The organism is Phascolarctobacterium sp. (assembly GCF_030531065.1).
GTDB lineage: Bacteria > Bacillota > Negativicutes > Acidaminococcales > Acidaminococcaceae > Phascolarctobacterium_A.
In genome coordinates, this window is the sequence record NZ_JAUNOQ010000006.1 from 109,627 (window position 1) to 129,171 (window position 19,545).

18 protein-coding genes are annotated in these 19,545 nt (G+C 51.5%); 13 read left to right on the plus strand and 5 right to left on the minus strand.

Annotated elements, in window-relative coordinates; translation table 11 throughout:
• Nucleotides 1–2 precede the first annotated feature (2 nt).
• The 4 genes from Q4E64_RS05715 (at nucleotide 3) to Q4E64_RS11455 (ending at nucleotide 1,519) form a co-directional block, all read left to right on the plus strand.
• Nucleotides 3–578, plus strand: a complete 576-nt coding sequence (locus tag Q4E64_RS05715) for a hypothetical protein (protein WP_303166791.1) — start codon at nucleotides 3–5, stop codon at nucleotides 576–578.
• Between the two features lie 118 nt (nucleotides 579–696).
• Nucleotides 697–930 carry a type II toxin-antitoxin system Phd/YefM family antitoxin gene (locus Q4E64_RS05720; protein ID WP_303166792.1) on the plus strand — a complete coding sequence of 78 codons (234 nt, stop codon included), beginning with the start codon at nucleotides 697–699 and terminating at the stop codon, nucleotides 928–930.
• Nucleotides 914–1,321 carry a PIN domain-containing protein gene (locus Q4E64_RS05725; protein WP_303166793.1) on the plus strand — a complete coding sequence of 136 codons (408 nt, stop codon included), beginning with the start codon at nucleotides 914–916 and terminating at the stop codon, nucleotides 1,319–1,321. The genes Q4E64_RS05720 and Q4E64_RS05725 overlap by 17 nt, the downstream gene beginning before the upstream one ends.
• Nucleotides 1,322–1,336: 15 nt before the next feature.
• A complete protein-coding gene (locus tag Q4E64_RS11455) occupies nucleotides 1,337–1,519 on the plus strand; it encodes an arginase family protein (RefSeq protein ID WP_368501527.1) in 183 nt (60 codons plus the stop codon).
• 97 nt (nucleotides 1,520–1,616) lie between these two features.
• On the opposite strand, the gene Q4E64_RS05730 is transcribed toward Q4E64_RS11455, so the two are convergent.
• The 5 genes from Q4E64_RS05730 to Q4E64_RS05750 all read right to left on the minus strand — a co-directional run bounded on the left by Q4E64_RS05730 (nucleotide 1,617) and on the right by Q4E64_RS05750 (nucleotide 8,168).
• A complete protein-coding gene (locus tag Q4E64_RS05730; protein WP_303166794.1) occupies nucleotides 1,617–4,457 on the minus strand; it encodes a DEAD/DEAH box helicase in 2,841 nt (946 codons plus the stop codon).
• A 2-nt stretch (nucleotides 4,458–4,459) separates the two neighbouring features.
• The gene (locus Q4E64_RS05735) at nucleotides 4,460–5,380 is read right to left on the minus strand and encodes a hypothetical protein (RefSeq protein WP_303166795.1); all 921 of its coding nucleotides are present in this window, start codon (nucleotides 5,378–5,380) and stop codon (nucleotides 4,460–4,462) included.
• 207 nt (nucleotides 5,381–5,587) lie between these two features.
• Entirely contained in the window at nucleotides 5,588–6,877 is a 1,290-nt protein-coding gene (locus Q4E64_RS05740) for a DNA methyltransferase (RefSeq protein WP_303166796.1), read from the minus strand.
• A gap of 644 nt (nucleotides 6,878–7,521) precedes the next feature.
• A complete protein-coding gene (locus Q4E64_RS05745; protein WP_303166797.1) occupies nucleotides 7,522–7,863 on the minus strand; it encodes a type II toxin-antitoxin system RelE/ParE family toxin in 342 nt (113 codons plus the stop codon).
• Nucleotides 7,860–8,168: a type II toxin-antitoxin system Phd/YefM family antitoxin gene (locus Q4E64_RS05750; RefSeq protein ID WP_303166798.1), complete on the minus strand. Its 309-nt coding sequence runs from the start codon at nucleotides 8,166–8,168 to the stop codon at nucleotides 7,860–7,862. Before Q4E64_RS05750 ends, Q4E64_RS05745 begins: the two co-directional genes overlap by 4 nt.
• 694 nt (nucleotides 8,169–8,862) lie before the next feature.
• On the opposite strand from Q4E64_RS05750, the gene trpE reads away from it, so the two are divergent.
• The 9 genes from trpE to Q4E64_RS05795 all read left to right on the plus strand — a co-directional run bounded on the left by trpE (nucleotide 8,863) and on the right by Q4E64_RS05795 (nucleotide 19,531).
• Entirely contained in the window at nucleotides 8,863–10,326 is a 1,464-nt protein-coding gene (gene trpE, locus Q4E64_RS05755; protein ID WP_303166799.1) for an anthranilate synthase component I, read from the plus strand.
• Between the two features lie 2 nt (nucleotides 10,327–10,328).
• Entirely contained in the window at nucleotides 10,329–10,895 is a 567-nt protein-coding gene (locus tag Q4E64_RS05760) for an aminodeoxychorismate/anthranilate synthase component II (RefSeq protein ID WP_303166800.1), read from the plus strand.
• Nucleotides 10,896–10,931: 36 nt separating this feature from the next.
• A complete protein-coding gene (gene trpD / locus Q4E64_RS05765; RefSeq protein ID WP_303166801.1) occupies nucleotides 10,932–11,948 on the plus strand; it encodes an anthranilate phosphoribosyltransferase in 1,017 nt (338 codons plus the stop codon).
• 11 nt (nucleotides 11,949–11,959) lie between these two features.
• Nucleotides 11,960–12,742 carry an indole-3-glycerol phosphate synthase TrpC gene (gene trpC, locus Q4E64_RS05770; protein ID WP_303166802.1) on the plus strand — a complete coding sequence of 261 codons (783 nt, stop codon included), beginning with the start codon at nucleotides 11,960–11,962 and terminating at the stop codon, nucleotides 12,740–12,742.
• On the plus strand, nucleotides 12,735–13,364 hold the full coding sequence (locus Q4E64_RS05775) for a phosphoribosylanthranilate isomerase (RefSeq protein ID WP_303166803.1): 630 nt from the start codon (nucleotides 12,735–12,737) through the stop codon (nucleotides 13,362–13,364). Before trpC ends, Q4E64_RS05775 begins: the two co-directional genes overlap by 8 nt.
• Nucleotides 13,361–14,545: a tryptophan synthase subunit beta gene (gene trpB / locus Q4E64_RS05780; protein ID WP_303166804.1), complete on the plus strand. Its 1,185-nt coding sequence runs from the start codon at nucleotides 13,361–13,363 to the stop codon at nucleotides 14,543–14,545. Before Q4E64_RS05775 ends, trpB begins: the two co-directional genes overlap by 4 nt.
• The gene (trpA, locus tag Q4E64_RS05785) at nucleotides 14,538–15,326 is read left to right on the plus strand and encodes a tryptophan synthase subunit alpha (protein WP_303166805.1); all 789 of its coding nucleotides are present in this window, start codon (nucleotides 14,538–14,540) and stop codon (nucleotides 15,324–15,326) included. Before trpB ends, trpA begins: the two co-directional genes overlap by 8 nt.
• Nucleotides 15,327–15,497: 171 nt before the next feature.
• Nucleotides 15,498–16,658 (plus strand): exonuclease SbcCD subunit D, encoded by a 1,161-nt coding sequence (locus Q4E64_RS05790; protein ID WP_303166806.1) that lies wholly within the window; start codon nucleotides 15,498–15,500, stop codon nucleotides 16,656–16,658.
• Nucleotides 16,655–19,531: an SMC family ATPase gene (locus tag Q4E64_RS05795; RefSeq protein WP_303166807.1), complete on the plus strand. Its 2,877-nt coding sequence runs from the start codon at nucleotides 16,655–16,657 to the stop codon at nucleotides 19,529–19,531. The genes Q4E64_RS05790 and Q4E64_RS05795 overlap by 4 nt, the downstream gene beginning before the upstream one ends.
• Nucleotides 19,532–19,545 lie beyond the last annotated feature (14 nt).

Here is a 19,545-nt window from a genome sequence, read left to right on the forward strand (position 1 = left end):
CTATGCAGAAAATATTCAGGCTATTGAGTTGCTTATGCTTCGCCGTTTTGTTGGCGGCCGCCGCTTTGCCGCAAACAGCGCGCGCCGATTTTCCGGAGCGTCCGGTGGGCTTTGTGGTTATCGACCATGACGGCGGCGTCAGCGGCGCGGTTTATAAAAATTGGCGGCAGGTTGTGAAATGGGCGTACCATTTTCCGTATTACCGGATTACGGACGACGGAGCGGCGCAGCAAAATGTCAGCGAGGCGCTGCGCGGCGGGGCCGGGCTGGACAAAGCAAGCATGGAGGCCTTGGCGGAAAAAAGCAAGGTGGACGTGCTGGTAGTGGCGCGCGTTTACGAAATGGACGAAACGATGCTGTCCGGCGGCTTCTTCCGCGACCAGGAAACCTACGTCAGGGTGGTGGCCGACGCCGATTTGTACGTTTATAAAAAGGACGGCGCTAAATTCCTCAAGAAAAAACTGCGCGAACGGCAGCTGCGCGACCTGGGCAATTACGACAAGCCGGAAGAAACGATTAAGTGGGAGCTTTCCAAGCTGGTCAACACCATGGAGGGCAGGCCGATTATCGGCGCGTAAAATTCAAATTTGCGAATAAAAAGCAGAGTCTGTGGAAAGCAGGCTCTGCTTTTTTACGGTTTAATTTGTGTTCTTAGCTAAAAAATGCTATAATAATTTTAGCTAAAGGAGGTGTGCTATGCTTACGGCAACTGCTACGGAGATACAAAACAATTTTGGCAAATTTTTACAGGCGGCGCAAAGCGGCAATGAAATTATCATTTTAAAAAACGGCGTGGAGGTCGCTAGATTGATTTCTAAACAAAGGGCGGTAAATTTTTTGACAGATTCGTTGTTAGGCGTGTTGCATGACGATTACGACGAAAAAGCCATACGCGCTGAAAGGATTGCGGAGCATGAAAGTTTTGATTGATACAAATATTATTCTTGACGTTTTATGTGCGCGGGTAAACTTTTGGCAAGTGGCGGCGCAGGTTTGGAAGCTGTGCGAAATAAATAGAGTGGAGGGCTATATTTCTGCGCTTTCAATACCTAATATAGTTTACATTTTGCGCAAAGAGCTTACGCCTGCAAAAACGCAGCAGGTTATCGAACAGCTGCTTTTAATTTTTAGAGCGGCGGATTTGCGCGCTGATGATTTACTTAAAGCGGCAAGAATGCAGACGCCTGATTTTGAAGACGCATTGCAGATGGTCTGCGCTATGCGTCTTAAGGCGGACTATATTGTTACCAGAAATATAAAGGATTTTCAAAATAGCAAAATTCAGCCCGTGCTGCCGACAGATTTTTTGAAAATCATTTAAAAATGTAATAGCGGCATATTTTCCGTTGGCGGCGGTTGCGACGCCGATGTTCCCGTAATTGCGTATTTAAATAAAAAGTACGGCGGCAAGCTTACGGTTTTGTGGCTGGACGCGCACGGCGATTTAAATTCGCCGCAGGAATCGCAGACCGGATTATTTTACGGTATGCCTGCAAGAACTTTGTTATTTTTGATATGATCTTGCTATGAGCATTTTTTGAATGGCGGTTAGCGCGCCAAATATACGGAAATATAAAAAGCAGAGCTTGTCGCAGGCTCTGCTTTTTTTTTGCGTCTCACTTTGTTTCGGAAAAGCCGTAGTGGGTAAAGATTTTGTCGAACTCGTCGCTCGTCGTGGCCAGGCGCACGCTTTCGCGCACGCGGCTTTGCGAAAAATCTAAGCGCAGGTATTTGTTATATTCCTTGCGTATCATTTGCACTCTGCTTACGTGCGGTTCGTCTTCTACGTATTTAGCCAAACTTTTGGCTTTGGCTAAATTATCTTTAAAATCGTCGCTGTGCGGTTCTAAAATATCAATTACATAATCGATTTGCGGGTCGCTGCGGACAATGATGAAATCAGGATAAAAACCTTTAGCTTGTCCTTCTATTTCATATGGCAAGCACAGGCTCCAAGATTTTTTGGCAGGATTGCGCAGCCAGCAGATGAAGTCCGGACGCTTACTTTCTTCTTCGATAACGTCCTTTTCCCAAGAGTTTAATTTAATTTTGGCGACGCCGCTATCGTCCGCATAAAGATGGTTTTTATATTCCGTTCCGCCTTCGTCGATTTTGGCGTCGATTCTTTCCGGCAAACGGTAGGTGAGCTTGCTCACCGCGTCGCTGTCGGTTACGATTTGGCGGTAGCGGCTAAAACATTTTTCACCTTTGAAGACGATATAAGTGCGATACATATCGTTCAAAGAATGGAATTTTGCTTTCGCATAGCCGTTAAGCCCGTCCAAACATTCTTCGGAAGCGGCAAATAGAATGCAATCTATTTTGTAGCTGTTCGGCTCGCTATCGTCCCAATAATAACGCGCGTAGTGTTGCGGCAACCCGAAGTTGCCCAACTTGGCGTTGGCAATTGCCAACTGCGGGTCGAGAATTTCATCCGACGCGATAAACAAATCTTTTTCATGGATATTTTGCACTTGCGCGCCGAAAATATCGAAGACGTGCATGGATAATTTCATTTGCAGAACTTGCTTTTTCGCGGCGCCGTACTGTCCTGCGGCTTTCAGTTGTTCGATGTAGGCGCGGATTAAATTTACCGCGTCCCTGGTAACTTCTTCTTTTGCCGGTCTGTATACGTCGTAAGAAGTCAACAGGTCGCTTAGCGCTAAAACTGATTTGAGGTAATTATTTATTTGCACGTTCTGCACGGAATAAGTAATCATTCCCAAATCGTTGATGTGCTTGAGAACTTTTTCCCTGTCGAACGTAGGGAAAATTTCCAATTGCTCCGCTTGTCGCGCAGTTGCGTTCGGCATTGGCGGAACGTTTGGCGTAGCGTCGCTTTCGTTGGCGTTAGGCGTTGGCGAAACGTTTTGCGCGCCGTTATTTTCGTTTGCAGTTGATGTAGCCGTATCGCCGGGCGAAGTTTCGCGCCCGTCCGGTGGCGTCGTTTGCGGCTTTGCGTCAGCGTCGTCGCGACCTACCGGCGTTACGATTGGCTGGGGCGGCAGGACGTTTTCGTTTTCGTCCGCAGGGAATAAAGTGGGATTTTCCTGCGCGGTCGGCGCGATGCGCGGACGCACGTGCCAGGAAACGTAAGTAGGGCTCTCTATATCTTCGTCGTCGACGAACGTCGGAATGTCGTCGACTTCCGAACTTTGCAGTTCGGCGACGACTTTAGCCACGTTATCTTGATTGAAATACGGCAGGAACAAACGCACGTCGTTTAAGTAATCGTCGACTAAAATTTTATTTTGCAAGGGCGTGCGCACCATGCGTCCCAAAAGCTGCGCGATGTAAGTCGTGTCTTCGGCGGTGCGGAAGGACATCATCGTTTCCGCCCGCGGACAATCCCAACCCGTCGAAAGATTTTCTTTGAACAAGACGACTTTTATTTTCCTATTGTCGGCGATATCTTCCGGCTCGACGTGAAAAATTTTTAGCCCGGCAATCTCTATGTCGCCCGTAGAACCGAAGGTATGCACTATTTCGCCGGGGTTGAATTTGCGCCCGATGCGTTTTTCCAAATGGGCGATTACGTCGGCCAAATTCGTGCGTGAAATCTCTTTGCCGCTGCCGGCCTGCACCTGGATAATAAAAGCCGGTTCCACCTGTTTATAATGTTGTTGCGTGCAATATTGTCGCCAATGCTTGCATTTTTCCAGCCATTCGTCCGTAGCTTTATCCAAAACGGCCATGTCGTTATATTTTTGCATATCCTGCGGATGGATAATAATGATGCGGTCTTTCAAAAGCCCTGATTCCCGCACGCTTTCGGCGGCGATACGCTTGTAATGGATTGTGGAGGACAAGCCTTCAACCAATTTATTAAAACGCTGCGCCGTGGCGCTCATGCCGATTACTAAAGGCATGGGCGCTAAATTATGCTTGGGGCTGCCCTTTAAAAAACGCTGCATAATGGACGTGGCTTTGCCAGCGTCGTTGCCCAGCGAACCGCGGTGCGCTTCGTCGATAATGAAATACAGGCGGTCGGCTTTCGTTTCCAAAGTGTTTTGCAAAGTTTCCCAAATGGTGTACCGCCTGCTGTCGGAATGTTTGACAAGGTTGCTGCTTTTGCTAAGCTTTTGCGTGTTGAGAAAATAAATGCAGCCGTCGCTTAAAGCTTCTTGGTCGAAAGAACTATCTTCAATGGCTATACACTGGCCCAGACGGATTTTGTCGGCCTTCGCTTCTATTTTTTGTTGCGATTGCGCGTTCAAACTGGGCGAGTCGGACAGCCAGACAAAGATGGCTTCGGGCTGCGCTTCGTAAGTATCCGTGCCGCAAAAAATATCTTCGATAAGGGCGGACATAATTATCGTTTTGCCCGCGCCCGTAGGAGCTTGCAAAGAAACTACCTGGGGAGTGCGCGTGCGCTTAAAAGAACCGAGAGCTTCGGCGGCGTGCGCGCGCAACGCTTTTACGGCTTCGCTTTGGAATTGAAATAGTTGGCACTTCATGTTCAGCTTCTCCTGTAGTTAATGCTAAAATTATCCAGATAGTCGCGGTACAGCTGGAAGGTATGTTCCACGTTCAGTTCGCTTATCTTGGCGCGGTAGCCCGCTTCGTAATTGGTGACGATATAAACATAATTTATTTCGGGATGTTCTTCAAGGCGCTCTTTAAAATCTACAAAATAGTTTTCGTCGACGAGTACGGCGAATTTATTTTGCGGCAAAACGAGCATCGCGGGCGTTGCGTCGTTTGCTGATTTGGGGCAGGGGCCGACGGCTCCTGCTTTTAACCACAAGAGCGGCAGCAATTCTTTAAACTGCCTGCCCAGCGACACGGCGGTTTTGTCCAAAAAGCCCAGCTTAAAGAATGCGCAGTTGGCGGCGAAGCCGTCGGCCATGGGGCGCTTTACTATTTCATCTTTACTTATTAAACCCAGTAGCTCATTTATTTGTTGCTTTACTTTTTTGAAAACGCTATTGTTATCCGTAACTATGTAAATATCGGTGATATGGTTGTTTTCATTTAATTCTTCTAAATACTCGTCAATATAAGATAAGTCAAAGATAATACTTGTATAATATTTTTCAGAAATAATGTAGTGGCTGTTATCTTTTAAAAGGTTTTGAGGTAAATTTTCTTTGCCAATAAGAGCTAAAATACTTTTACGAGCTTCGTTGTTTAGAATGTTAGCGTTCAAAGCAATTTGTTTTATGTTGCGGGTAATTTCTACTGTTTTCTTTAAAGTAGTAAAATATTCGCCTTTGAGAGAATTGCCGTTTATATCTACGCCTTTAATAGAAAGTTTTGTGCGCGGCCAAGTAACGTAACGAGCGACACCTAAGTTTTCCCATTCTGTGTCACCTGGTTGATAGCCATTATTCCGAAGAGTTTTAGCTTCGTCTTCTGATACTTCATTATTCGTTACCATTATGCAACGGCGCTGGCCACCGTCTTCCGCATTTAGTAAATTTACTGCGTGTAGCGTAGTGCCGCTACCAGCGAAGAAATCCACGATGAGAGCATCGGTTTTTTCTTTTATAAAATAATTTATTGTATCATGAACAGAATAAAGAGACTTTGGAAAATTAAATTTACCATCACCTATTATAGATTTGATTAGAGAAGTTCCGTATTGTCAAGCATCATGAAGTTTGTTTTTCCATACAGTTGTGGCACGAGTTACTTTTCCTTGAGTTTCGACAACAATTCTAGTGCCATCATCTCTGAATCCTCTAAAAGCCCATCTACCAGAATTTATTTTTTGTGTATAGTTTGAACTTAAATATTTGAAAATATATGGTTGAAATTCATTGCCTTTAGAGACTCGTACTAATCCTTGGTCAACCATTGTTTTTAGTGACTCTTTAGTTAATCCCCAGTTCATTTCAACGCCATCTTCTCGTATTGGAAATACAGGAGTTGCATCTTTGATTGATGGTATACTGTTTGTACTTTCTTCGGGGGAAAGAGCATTTCCAATTTTTATGATTTTATGAGAGGAATCGTTTACATATATAGGAAAAAATTGTGCGACCCCTCCTTTAGTTGTACCCCGTCTAGAGGAGTAGTCTGTTCTCCTTAAATAAAACCATCTTACTTCACGTTCTGTGCCATCTCCTGTGGGATGAATAACGTGCGCATTGCCAAACAGAACAACGTAGGCAAATTCATCTGCTCGAGAAAATAAGTTGTCTCTTTTGGCTCCGGAAGGATTGATGGTTATGCTTACCATTTGCATATTAGCTTCCGGAAACATTTCCTCCAGCAAGCATCCCAAATGCAAATATTCTTTTTCATCAATCGTCACAATCAGCACGGAATCTTTGGGATTGAGCAGCTTCTTCGCCAACGCCAAACGCTTTTCCATAAACGACAGCCATTTGCTGTGACGGTAAGCGTCGCTGCCGTCGACGTAATTATTATTGTACTTCCAATCCTTCGCGCCGGTGTTGTAGGGCGGGTCGATATAAATGCAGTCGACCTTACCGTGGTAAAGATAATCTAAAAGTTGCAGCGCGTGGTAATTATCAGCTTCAATAAGCGCGTGCCACAAATCGCTGCCCGGCGCGTTGCAAATACTGTCGATAGGCTGCAAATAAGGGTAGATTGGTTCGCCGAAGGTAGCGACGACGACTAAATCCTGCACGGCAAAATTTATCGGCTCGCTGGCGTCTTTTTTGAGACAGCGGGCAACGCCGTCTTCTACTGATAAAACTTTATAAGCATCGGCTAGGGAAGAATTTTTTAGCGCGACGGTTTTGCCGGCCGTTACGGGGACGTCGTATAAGGGAGTGCATTCCGGTAAATGGTTTTCAAATACAAGGCCGAATTTTTTCCCTTTTTGCATTTTGCTGATTTCGGCGGCGATGCGCGCGCGTAAATCCGCGTCGGCTATTTTGTTGATTAAATCGTCTATGGCTGCCATGAGTTACGCTCCTATGATGAATTTCCTCTAGCGTTTTCATAATCCTGCATTCGGAAAAATTATAGCTAATTTTATTTAATTCTACGTCGGCGGGCAAAATCCCCCTAACTAATTGCAAAAATGAAAAATAGTTGAGGGAAAGAACTAGGCGACGGCGTAAGGAAAAAGTAATAAAGTCGGCTTTATAAGAAAAATTAAGCAGAGCTTGTCACAGGCTCTGCCTTTTTGCGAAAATACATTTTCTTTTTAAACTGGTTGTGTTATAATAAAAGCGGCGCTTGCCATAACGGTAGGCGGTTTCTCTTGCGAGAGTGAGCAGCCCTTCTTTTAATTTAAAGCTTCGCCGGTTTTGCCGGAAAGCTCATGAAAGAGGGTGATGCCATGAGTGTGTTAGACGTTATAGCTTTGCTAAGCTTCGGTTTGGCTTGCTTCAAACTCGGATATACCATCGGTAGAAATGCAAAAAAATAACCGCCAAGCCTCGAAATCTGACGGTTATTTTTTGTAAATAACATTGAAGAAGGGCAACCGTCTATCGGCAAGCGCCTTTTCTATTATTATTGTACTACTTTATTTTTAGATAAGCAAGAGATTTTTTAGCAGAGCCTGCCGCAGGCTCTGCCTTTTTACGCACGCTATAATTTTTATTTTTTCCGTTGCATTCTTTTAAACGCTTCTTTGAAAACGATTTCGTCTTCTCGTACAGAAACTACTATTATCTCCATAGCTTTTTCTTTAATTACCAGTTCGTAAACTGCTCTTATGCCCATGCCGCGGAATTTGATTTCCAATAAGCCTGCAAGGTTTACGCCTCTTTTATTGCCTAAGCGTTTTCCGTAGCCTCCCTGGTCTTTGGGATACGGATTAAACGAAGCTTTTTCTATACCGTCGGCTACGCGCTGCCGAACAGAGCGGTCTAATTTTTTCATATCGTTGACGGCGTCTTCAGAATAAACCACTTCAAATTTTTTGTCCGCTTCGTTCACTCAAACTCTACCTCGCAATTCGGATTTGGCGTATCAATATCTAAGAGAGCCATAGCTTCTTGAGAAGAATATATTTTGCGGTTAGGGCGGCTAATTCTTTCCAGAGCTTCAACATACAATTCCATGTCGATTAAACTATCGACAAGATGTTCATAGGCTTCGGGAGAAATTAAAACGCATTCTGGTAAATTATTTTTAAAAACGTATTTCGTTCCGGTTTCTTTGACTTCAGAAAAAATTTTAGTCGCTTCGCCTTTGTTGAAACGCGAAACGGGAACGACTTTATCTGCTGTTAAAAAGGTCATGCTTTTCACCTCTTTGCTTCAAGTATCTTTTAACTTAATTGTAGTATAGCATGACAAAATTTTTTTGTCTATAAATTTATAGATACTTTTATCTATACTTCGACGCGCGCACGCTCAATATGCCGCGCGGCTTAACGCCGTCTTAATATGGCGGCTAGACATTTGCCTTAAATTTTAGCGGCGGCGCATTTCGCGTATGCGTAACCCGCTTGCGATGGCAATTTTTGTGCGGCGCTTTTAATTTCTCAGCGCCGCTGTGGGGCGCTTCTTGTAAATTACTTTACAAAACACCTTGCGCCTTTGCAATTTAAATTTTTTTTGTAAAAAACAGTTGACGCTGTTGGTTGACGGTAGTAAAATAAGCACAACTTCAAAAAACCACAAACCGTTGAGACGGAGATCAAGTCGGTAGATGCGCTTACAGAGAGTCCGGGGAGCTGAAAGCCGGGTAGAGATGCAGGCCGATAAATGGACCGTCGAGGGTGCAGTCAAATCGTCGAATTGATTTGTAAAATCATTGGACGAGAGTATTCGGCAACGTAACATCCGCGTTAAGGGTGAGGGATGTGTTGGCATCCTGCGAAAGAGCGCCGCGTAGCGGCGAAACAAGGTGGTACCGCAGGTATAAGTTTATTATGGCCTGTCCTTGAGTAAAATCGAGGACGGGTCTTTTTTATTGGTATGAGGTGTTAAAATGTTGAATTTAACTTTGGAACAGGTTAAGGCATACGCCAAGGAATACAAGGCGGTCCCCGTGGCGAAGGAATGCCTAGCGGATATGCTGACGCCGCTGGCGTTTTTGGCTAACGTAAGGCGCAGCAGCCGCAATTATTTTTTGCTGGAAAGCATTGAAGGCGGCGAGCATTGGGCGCGCTATTCCTTCGTGGGCTACGACCCGGTGCTGCGTTTGAAAATTACCGACGGCGACGCGGAAATCATCAGCGGCGCGGCGGTGAAGTACAAGGAGCGGGACCCGATGAACTGCATCCGCAATATTCTGGCGGAATACAAAGCGCCGCAAATCGACGGCCTGCCCAATTTCACCGGCGGTCTGGTGGGCGTGTTCGGCTTCGACTTCATGCGCTACTGCGAGCCGGATATGCGCGTGGACAAAGAGCGTAAGGCCGATTTTGCCGACGTGGATTTGATGCTTTTCGATAAGCTGATAGCCTTCGACCATTTGAAGCAAAAGATTTTTTTAATCGCCAACGTCAAGACGGATAACGTGGAGGTAAATTACGCCAGAGCCGAGCGCGAGATAGCGGCGATGGAGGAAATGCTCTTGATGCCCGTGCAGCCCTTTAAGCCGACGCGGGCGAAGCTGGGAGCATTTACCAGCAACCAGAGTCGCGAGCAGTACGAAAAAAACGTACTGGCTTGCAAAGAATATATTCAAAAGGGCGACGCTTTCCAGATTGTCTACGCGCAAAAATTCAGCGCCGCCTACGACCAGAGCTTGTTCAGCGCTTACCGCTACCTGCGCACGACCAATCCGTCGCAGTACATGGTTTTCCTGCACAACGACGATGTGGAAATCGCCGGCAGCTCGCCGGAAACCTTGGTCAAGGTCGTAGGGCGAGAGGTCATCAGCATGCCGATTGCCGGCACGCGCCGTCGCGGCAAAACTGTAGAGGAAGATTTGGCGCTGGAACGCGAGCTTTTGGCGGACGCCAAGGAAACGGCGGAGCATAACATGCTGGTGGACCTGGGGCGCAACGACGTGGGCCGCGTTTGCGACTTCGGCACGGTCAAGGTCAGCGATTACAAAGCGATTAAGCGCTTCAGCCATGTGATGCACATCACGAGCAAGGTGACGGGCAGGCTGAGCGAGGGCAAGGACGCGCTGGACGCTTTGAAGGCGGTTTTCCCGGCGGGAACCTTGAGCGGCGCGCCGAAAATCCGCGCCTGCGAAATTATCGACGAGCTGGAGCCGGAGCGGCGCGGAGTGTACGGCGGCGGCATGGGCTATCTCGATTTTGGCGGCAATATGGATATTTGCATTACGATTCGCACCATGGTCAAGAAAAACGACCGCGTATATATTCAGGCTGGCGGCGGCATCGTCTTCGACAGCGTGGTGGATAACGAATTTCAGGAAACGGTTAATAAGGCCGGGGCTTGCATGACGGCGCTGCGCCTGACGGCAGAGGAGGAGTAAGCATGATTTTGATTATCGATAATTACGACAGCTTTACCCATAATCTGTACCAGCTCATCGGCGAAATCAACCCGGATATCAAGGTCGTGCGCAATGATAAAATCAGCGTGGAAGAAATCGACGCGCTGCGGCCCAGCCACATTATTATTTCGCCGGGGCCGGGCAACCCGCAGCAGGCGGGGATTTGCCTGGAGGTCATCAAGCGGTTGAGCGGCAAATATCCCATCCTGGGCGTGTGCCTGGGTCATCAGGCCATCGGCGAGGCGTTCGGCGGCAAGGTGGTGCGCGCGCCGGAAATCGTCCACGGCAAGAGCGATAAAATTTTCATCATCAAGGAGTCGCCGCTGTTGGCGGGCCTGCCCGACGGCTTCGAGGCGGCGCGCTACCATTCGCTGATAGTGGAGCCCGAAAGCCTGCCGGATTGTCTGGAGGTTACGGCGCAAACGCAAAAAGGCGAAATCATGGCGCTGCAGCATAAGGAATATCCGGTGTACGGCGTGCAGTTCCATCCCGAATCCATCATGACGCCGCAGGGGCGCGTTATTCTACAGAATTTCTTAAATTTATAATACAAACTTAAAATTAAAAGTGGGGAGCGATATATCATGATTAAAGAAGCCATTGTAAAAATTGTCGACAAACAGGATTTGAGTTACCGCGAAGCATACGACGTAATGAACGAGATTATGAGCGGCGAAACTACGGCGACGCAGAACGCGGCGTTTTTGGCGGCGCTGTCGACCAAGAGCACGACGGCGGAAACCACCGACGAAATTGCCGGCTGCGCGGCCGCGATGCGCGACCATGCGTTAAAGGTAGAAACGGATATGGATGTTTTTGAAATCGTCGGCACCGGCGGCGACAACGCCAACAGCTTTAATATTTCCACTACGTCGGCTTTGGTAGCCGCGGCGGGCGGCATGAAGGTGGCCAAACACGGCAACCGCGCCGCTTCTTCCAAATGCGGCACGGCGGACTGCCTGGAGGCGCTGGGCGTGAACATTCAGCAGAGCCCGGAAAAATGTATAGAATTATTGAAGGAAGTCGGCATGTGCTTCTTCTTCGCGCAGAAGTACCACACTTCTATGAAATACGTCGGCCCCATCCGCAAGGAGCTGGGCATCCGCACCGTGTTTAATATTTTAGGGCCGCTGACGAACCCTGGCAGTCCCAAACGCCAGCTGTTGGGCGTGTACGACGAATATCTGGTGCAGCCGTTGGCGCAGGTTTTAATCAGCCTGGGAGTTAAGCGCGGCATGGTGGTTTACGGTCAGGATAAGCTGGACGAAATTTCTTTGAGCGCTCCGACTACGGTTTGCGAGTTTAAAGACGGCTGGATGAAAAATTATGTGATTACGCCGGAGCAGTTCGGCTTCGAGCGTTGCCGCAGAGAAGATTTGCGCGGCGGTATGCCGGACGAAAACGCTAAAATTACGCGCGACGTGCTGGGCGGCGAACGCGGACATCGCCGCAACGCCGTACTGTTGAACGCGGGCGCGGCTCTGTATATCGGCGATAAGGCGGCGACGTTGGAAGACGGCGTCAAGCTGGCGGCGGAGCTTATCGACAGCGGCAAGGCGCTGGCCGCGCTGGCTAAGATTATCGAATTGAGCAATAAATAAGCGGTGACGATATGACGATACTGGACGAAATTGCAGAATACGCCCGCGTGCGCGTAGCGCGTTTGAAAGAGCAAAAAAGCTTGTACGCCGTGCGCGACGAAGCCGAAGGCAGACCGGCGGGCAAGGATTTTAAAGCGGCGCTGGCTGCGCCCGGCCTCAGCGTCATCGCCGAGCTGAAAAAAGCGTCGCCGTCCAAGGGCTTAATCGCCCCGGACTTTGAGAGCCGTTACCTGGCGCAGGCGCAGCTTTACGAGGAAGGCGGCGCGGCGGCGATTTCCTGCCTGACGGAGCCGCGCTATTTCTTGGGCAGCGACGCATATTTGACGCAGGTGCGGCAAAGAGTTAGCTTGCCTATTCTGCGCAAGGACTTCACCGTGGACGAATACCAGATATATGAAGCGAAAAATATCGGCGCGGACGCGGTGCTCTTGATTTGTTCGCTGCTAAGCGAAAGCCAGCTGGCGGAATATTTATGCCAGGCGCAAGAACTTAAAATGGCGGCGCTCGTGGAAGCGCACACTGTGGAAGAGACCGGCGCGGCGCTGGCGGCGGGCGCGGAAATTATCGGCGTCAACAACCGCAATTTGAAAGATTTCAGCGTGAACCCGTTGAACAGTCTGCGCTTGCGCGATAAAATCCCGCAGGATAAAATTTTTGTCGCCGAAAGCGGCGTGACCTGCGCAAGCGACGCGGCGGCGCTCAAAGCGGCGGGCGCGCAGGCGGTGTTGGTTGGCGAAGCGTTGATGCGGGCGGCGGACCCGGCGGCGCTGATTAAGGAGCTGCGCGGTGAGTAAAATTAAAATAAAAATTTGCGGCCTGAGCCGCAGGGAAGATATTGAATGCGTCAACAGCCTGCTGCCGGAATTTATCGGCTTCAACTTTTATCCGCCAAGCAAGCGTTACGTAACGGCGCGGCAGGCGGCGGAGCTGAAAAAAATTTTATCGCCGCAGATTAAAGCCGTGGGCGTTTTCGTCAATGCGGAAATGGATTTTATTTTATCGCTGGCGGCTGCCGGAGTTATCAATATGATTCAGCTGCACGGCGACGAGGACGCGGACTACTGCCGCAAACTAAAAAGTAGGACGCGCTTGCCTTTGCTGAAAGCGGTGCGCGTCCGCGATGAAGAATCACTGCGCGGTTTGGAAAATTATCCCGTCGATTATTTTCTCTTCGACGCTTATGCGCAGGGGCAGTACGGCGGCACGGGGCGGCGTCTGGCGGTGCGGCTGAAAAATAAAAAAATCGCCCGGCCCTATTTCGTAGCGGGCGGGCTGGACGCGAACAATGTTTTGGAAATATTAAGCGAGGCCGACGCTTTCGCCGCCGACGTGTGCGGCGGCGTGGAAACGGACGGCGTGAAGGACCCGCAGAAAATCGCGGCGTTTATAGAAAAGATAAGGGGAGATTACAAATGACCAAAGGAAGATACGGTATCCACGGCGGGCAGTACATGCCGGAAACCTTGATGAACGCGGTTTTGGAACTCGAAGCCGCGTATGAAAAATATAAAAACGACCCGGAGTTTAAAGCCGAGCTGGCGCGTTTGTACCGGGAGTACGCCAACAGGCCCTCGCTTTTATATTACGCGGAAAAAATGACGCAGGATCTGGGCGGCGCTAAAATCTACCTCAAGCGCGAGGATTTGAACCACACCGGCGCGCATAAAATCAATAACGTACTGGGGCAGATCTTACTGGCGCAGAAGATGGGCAAAAAGCGCGTCATCGCCGAAACGGGCGCGGGGCAGCACGGCGTGGCGACCGCGACCGCCGCGGCGCTGATGAACATGGAATGCGTCGTTTATATGGGCAAGGAGGATTGCGAGCGGCAAAAGCTCAACGTGTTCCGCATGGAGCTTTTGGGAGCGAAGGTTGTGCCCGTCGCCAGCGGCACCGGCACGCTGAAGGACGCGGTAAACGAAGCGCTGCGCGTATGGACGGAGCGCGTGGAGGATACCTATTATGTGCTGGGCAGCGTTATGGGGCCGCATCCGTATCCTGAAATCGTGCGCGACTTCCAAAAAATTATCGGCGAGGAAATCCGCGCGCAGATGCTGGAAAAAGAGGGACGCCTGCCGGACGTTTTAATCGCCTGCGTGGGCGGCGGCTCGAACGCCATCGGTATGTTCTACGACTTTATTAAGAAAGAAAACGTGCGCTTAATCGGCGTCGAGGCCGCAGGGCTGGGCGTGGATAACCCGAAGAACGCCGCGACTATCGCCAACGGCACGCTGGGAATTTTCCACGGCATGAAATCTTATTTCCTGCAGGATAAATACGGTCAGATTGCGCCGGTTTATTCTATTTCCGCAGGCCTGGATTATCCCGGCATCGGGCCGGAGCACGCTTATCTGCACGACATCGGCCGCGCCGAATATGTTGCGGCTACGGACAGGGAAGCGGTGGACGCTTTCAGTTACCTGTCGAAAATGGAAGGCATCATTCCGGCTATCGAAAGCGCGCACGCTTTGGCTTACGCTATGAAGCTGGCGCCGACGCTGCCCAAGGATAAAATTATCGTGGTCAATATTTCCGGCCGCGGCGACAAGGACGTTGCCGCTATCGCGCGTTACATGGGGGTTGATTTATATGAATAGAATTGCGAAAGCGTTTGCGGAAAAGAAAAAATTATTTATCGGTTTCATTACGGCGGGCGATCCCGATTTAGCGACGACGAAGGAGCTGGTGCTGGCGATGGTTAAGGCCGGCGTCGGCATCGTGGAATTTGGCATTCCCTTTTCCGACCCCGTGGCGGAGGGCGAAGTGATTCAGCGCGCCGACCTGCGGGCCTTGGCTGCGGGTACGACTACGGATAAAATTTTCGATTTAGTAGCGGAGCTGCGCCGCGAAACTCAGGTGCCGCTGGTGTTTTTGACTTACGCAAATCCGATTTACGCTTACGGCGCGGAGCGTTTCTTTACCCGCTGCGAAGAAACGGGCGTGGACGGCGTTATCGTTCCCGATATTCCCTACGAGGAGCGCGAGGAAATGCGCCCCTACAGCGAACCGCATCAGGTGGCGCTCGTGCCTTTGATTGCGCCCACGTCTAAGGACCGCATTCAAAAAATCGCGAAAATCGCGCAGGGCTATGTATATATCGTTTCCTCCTTGGGCGTTACCGGCGTGCGCAATCAGATTACCACGGATATCGGCGCTATCGTGGAGGAAGTACGCAAGGCTACGTCCACTCCCGTGGCCGTGGGCTTCGGCATCGCGACGCCGGAGCAGGCCAACGCTATGGCGAAGGTGAGCGACGGCGCTATCGTGGGCAGCGCTATCGTTAAATTAGTAGAAAAATACGGCAAGGACGCGCCGCATTACGTTTACGATTACGTCAAATCCATGGTCGAGGCTGTGGAACGCGCGGCGCAGAAATAAAAAAATATCGACGCAGGCTTCCCTGAAGCTTCTGCTGTGCAGAGCTTGGGGGAGCTTTGTTTTTGTGCGTAAATAGCTGCATTTTCCCTGCGGCGTTTTGCTTGCGGCGGCTGTGGTTGTGGGTTATAATTAATAATAAACATATATACGAAATTAACGAGGTGCGCCGCTATGAAGCTGATGCATTTATCCGACTTGCATTTAGGGAAGAAGCTTAATGAGTTTTCGCTTTTGGAGGATCAAAAGTATATTTTACGGCAGCTGCTGGCTATGGTTGCTGCCGAACGGCCGGACGCCGTGCTGCTGGCCGGGGATATTTACGATAAGGGCGTGCCGCCCGCGGAGGCGGTGCAGCTGTGCGACGATTTTTTGACGGAGCTGGCGGCTTTGGAAATGCCAGTTTGCGTCATCAGCGGCAATCACGATTCGGCGGAGCGCCTGGCCTTTGGCGCGCGGCTGATGCAGAGCAGCGGCGTGCATGTGGCCGCCTGCTATACGGGGCAGGAGCAGAAGCTGAGCTTGCAGGACGCTTTCGGTACGGTCAATATTTATCTGCTGCCCTTTTTAAAGCCCGCCGTCGTAAGGCATTGCCTGGACGAGCAGGAGGCGGAGCAGATTAGCAGCTACCATGAGGCGGTGCAGGCGGCGGTAGAGCGTTTGCAGGTGGACGCTTCCCAGCGCAATGTGCTGGCGGCCCACCAGTTCGTTACGGGAGCGCAGACTGCGGGCAGCGAATCCGTCAGCGTAGGCGGCCTGGATAATGTGGGAGCGGAGGTCTTTGCTGTTTTTGATTACGTGGCCTTGGGGCACATTCATAATGCGCAGAATGTGGGCGGAAAAAATATTCGCTACTGCGGTACGCCGCTGAAATATTCCTTTGCGGAATGGCAGCAGCAAAAGTCTGCGACCATAGTTGAACTGGGGGCGAAGGGCGACGTGCAGATACGCGAGCTGCCGTTAAAGCCCTGGCGCGAGCTGCGGAAAATCAGGGGAAGCTACGATGAAATTATGCGGCGCAGCTTTTATGAAAATTTTCCTGCGGACAGCGACGGGCGTTTGCTGGATTTTTACCATATTACGCTGACGGACGAGGAGGATGTGCTGGACGCGGCGCTGAAGCTGCGTTCCGTTTATAAAAATCTTTTGCAGCTGGGCTATGATAATAAGCGCACGCAGCAGAGCGGCGAGGTGGAGGCGGACGCAGCGGCGGAACAGAAAAGCAGCCTGGAGCTTATCGAAGAATTTTACGCTTTGCAGAATAATCAGGAGCTGGGGCAGGAGCAGCGCCGGTTTGTAACAGAGCTGCTGCAGCGATTGGAGGGAGAAGCATGAAACCTGTGAAATTGGTCGTCAGCGCCTTTGGCCCCTATGCGGGACGCACGGAAATAGATTTCAGCAGGCTGGGGGAGCAGGGCCTGTATTTGATTACCGGCGATACCGGAGCGGGCAAGACCATGCTGTTTGACGCGTTGACCTTCGCTCTTTACGGCGCGGCCAGCGGCGGCCTGCGGGAGGCCAAAAGCCTGCGCAGCCAGTATGCGGACAGGGACACGCCAACTTTTGTGGAGCTGACCTTCAGCTATAACGGGCAGCTGTATGTGGTGCGGCGCAATCCGGAATACGAACGGCCTGCCAAACGCGGCGGGGGCGTGACGACGGAAAAAGCGGGCGCAGAGCTGCGTTATCCCGACGGGCGGCGGCCGGTGACGCGGGTTAACGACGTGACGGCGGCAGTGACGGAGCTTTTGGGACTGAGCTACGAGCAGTTCGTGCAGATTGCCATGATTGCTCAGGGGCAGTTCCGCAAGCTTTTGGAAACGGCGACGGACGAGCGCAGCAAAATTTTCCGGCAGCTTTTTCATACGCTGTTTTATAAGCGGGTGCAGGAGGAAATCAATCGCGCTGCCCTGGATAAGGGCAAGGAATATAAGGAGCTGCAGCGCAGCGCGGCGCAGGCGCTGAACGGTATCCGCTGCGGCGCGGCAAACGCGGCGGCGCAGGCGCAGCTGGAGCTGTGGCGCGCAAGCGGCTTTAACGGCTGTATGGACCAGGCGCTGACGCTTTTGGAAGCAATCATTGCTCAGGACATGAGCTTGCAGGAGAATGTATCGCGCAGCTTGCAGCAAACGGAGCAAGAGCTGCAAAAGGTGCGGCAGGCGCAGGACGCTGCGGCTCATTACGCCGCCGTGCAAAGGGCTTGCAGCGAAGCGGAGCAGGCGGCGGCTGCGCTGGAACCGCAGGCGCAGGAAGCGGCGCAGCAGGCTGAGCAGGCGCAGCGGGAGCTGGCGCTTTTAGCGGACGCCGAGGTTGCGGCAGAGCAGGCCAAGGGTCTGCGGCAGAATAAACAGCAGGAATACGACGCGGTGCTGGACGGGCGCAGGCAGCTGGACGCAGGCCTGCGGCAGACGGCGGAGCTGGAGGCCATCGTGCAGAAGGACGCTGTGCGTTTGGCAGCAATGCAGCGCCGTTTGGAGGAGCAGCAGAAGGAGACGGAGCAATTTCAGCAGGCGGAGGTGCAGCTGGCGCGTTTGGAGGCAGAACGTGCGCAGCTGGACGGTAGGCGTAAGGAATTTGCCAATTTGCAGAATCTGCTTCAGGATTATGAGGACAGCCGGAAAAATTTGGCGCAGCTGCGGCAAAAATATGTTGCCCAAAAGCAGACTGCTATGCGGCTGAGCGATAATTACACGCAGCTTTACAGCTTGTTTTGGGGAGCGCAGGCCGGTTTGCTGGCCAAAAATCTGACGGCAGGCAGCCCCTGCCCGGTGTGCGGCGCGACGGAGCATCCCCGACCGGCGCAGTTGGCGGCGGAGGTGCCATCCGACGAACAGGTGCAGCAGGCCGAGCGGCAGCGCAACGAGGGCCACGCTGCTTTGCGCAGCCTTGCCGACCAAGGGAAAAATCAAAGCTTGTTATGCGAGAAGGCTTTAGCGGCCGCAGCAAGCAAGGGCGTGGAGCTTTTGAACTGCCGCGAGCCAGAGCAGCTGGCGGTTCAGGCGGACGCGGAAATGCGGAAAATTTTACAACAGCAGGCGACTTTGCAGGACAAGCTTGCCACTTTGCAGCAGCTTTTGCAGCGGCAGGAAAGGCAGAAGGCTGAGCTTCTGCGGAATCAGCAGGATTTGGAAGGCCAGCGGCGGCAGGCCGAGGAACGCAAAGGCTTGCTGGATAAGGCGCAGGGGCAGATTGCGGAACGCCGTGCGCAGCTGCAAATTTTAATAAGCAAGCGCGTGCCGCAAAATTTGACGCAGGCTCCGCTTAGCGAGCAGGCGGAAGCCGTGCAGCGGCTGCTGCTGGAGAAATTAGAAAAGGCCAAAGCGACCGAGAGAGCAGCCGCCGAAAAGGTTCAAGCCAAGAGCAGGCAGACGGAGGCCTTGGCCGCCGCGCAGCAGGCTCAAGCAGAAAAGGAGCGGCAGCTTTTGGAGCAGCAGGGACGGGCCCAATCCTTGGCCGAGCAGCTGGCGGCGCTGCCAGCTCCCGCCGAGGACGGGCTGCTGGCAGAGCAGGAACAGAAGCTGCAGCAGGAAAAGGCGGCGCTGCAGGACAGCTTTAACGAGCTGTACGCCGCGCTGGATAAAAACCGCGGCATTGCCGACGAGGCGCAGCGCTACCGGAGCGAGCTGCGCAGCTGCGAGCGGCAGTATCAATGGCTGAGCAATCTGGCTGCTACGGTCAACGGCACTTTGACGGGCAAGCAGAAGGTGGATTTGGAAACTTATATCCAGATGACCTATTTTGATCGCATTATCCGCAAGGCCAATCTGCGGCTGCTGAGCATGACTAAGGGTCAGTACCAGCTGGCGCGGGAGGCGGTGGCCGACGCCGACAACAAACGCAGCAAGACGGGCCTGGAGCTTTGCGTGCAGGACCATTACAGCGGCAAAACCCGCAGCGTAAAAACTTTGTCCGGCGGAGAATCCTTTATGGCTTCCCTAGCGTTGGCCTTGGGATTGGCGGACGAGGTGCAGTCCAGCGCCGGCAGTATTCAGCTGGACGCAATGTTTGTGGACGAAGGCTTCGGTTCGCTGGACGGCGACGCTTTGCAGCAGGCCATCAGCGTGTTGCAGGGACTCAGCGAGGGGCGGCGGCTGGTAGGCATCATTTCCCACGTGCAGGAGCTGCAGGAGATGATCGACCGCAAGCTGATTGTCGCTAAAAGCCGCGGCGCTCAGGGAACGGGCAGCACGGTGCAGATTGTAGTGTAATATATTGAACAGGA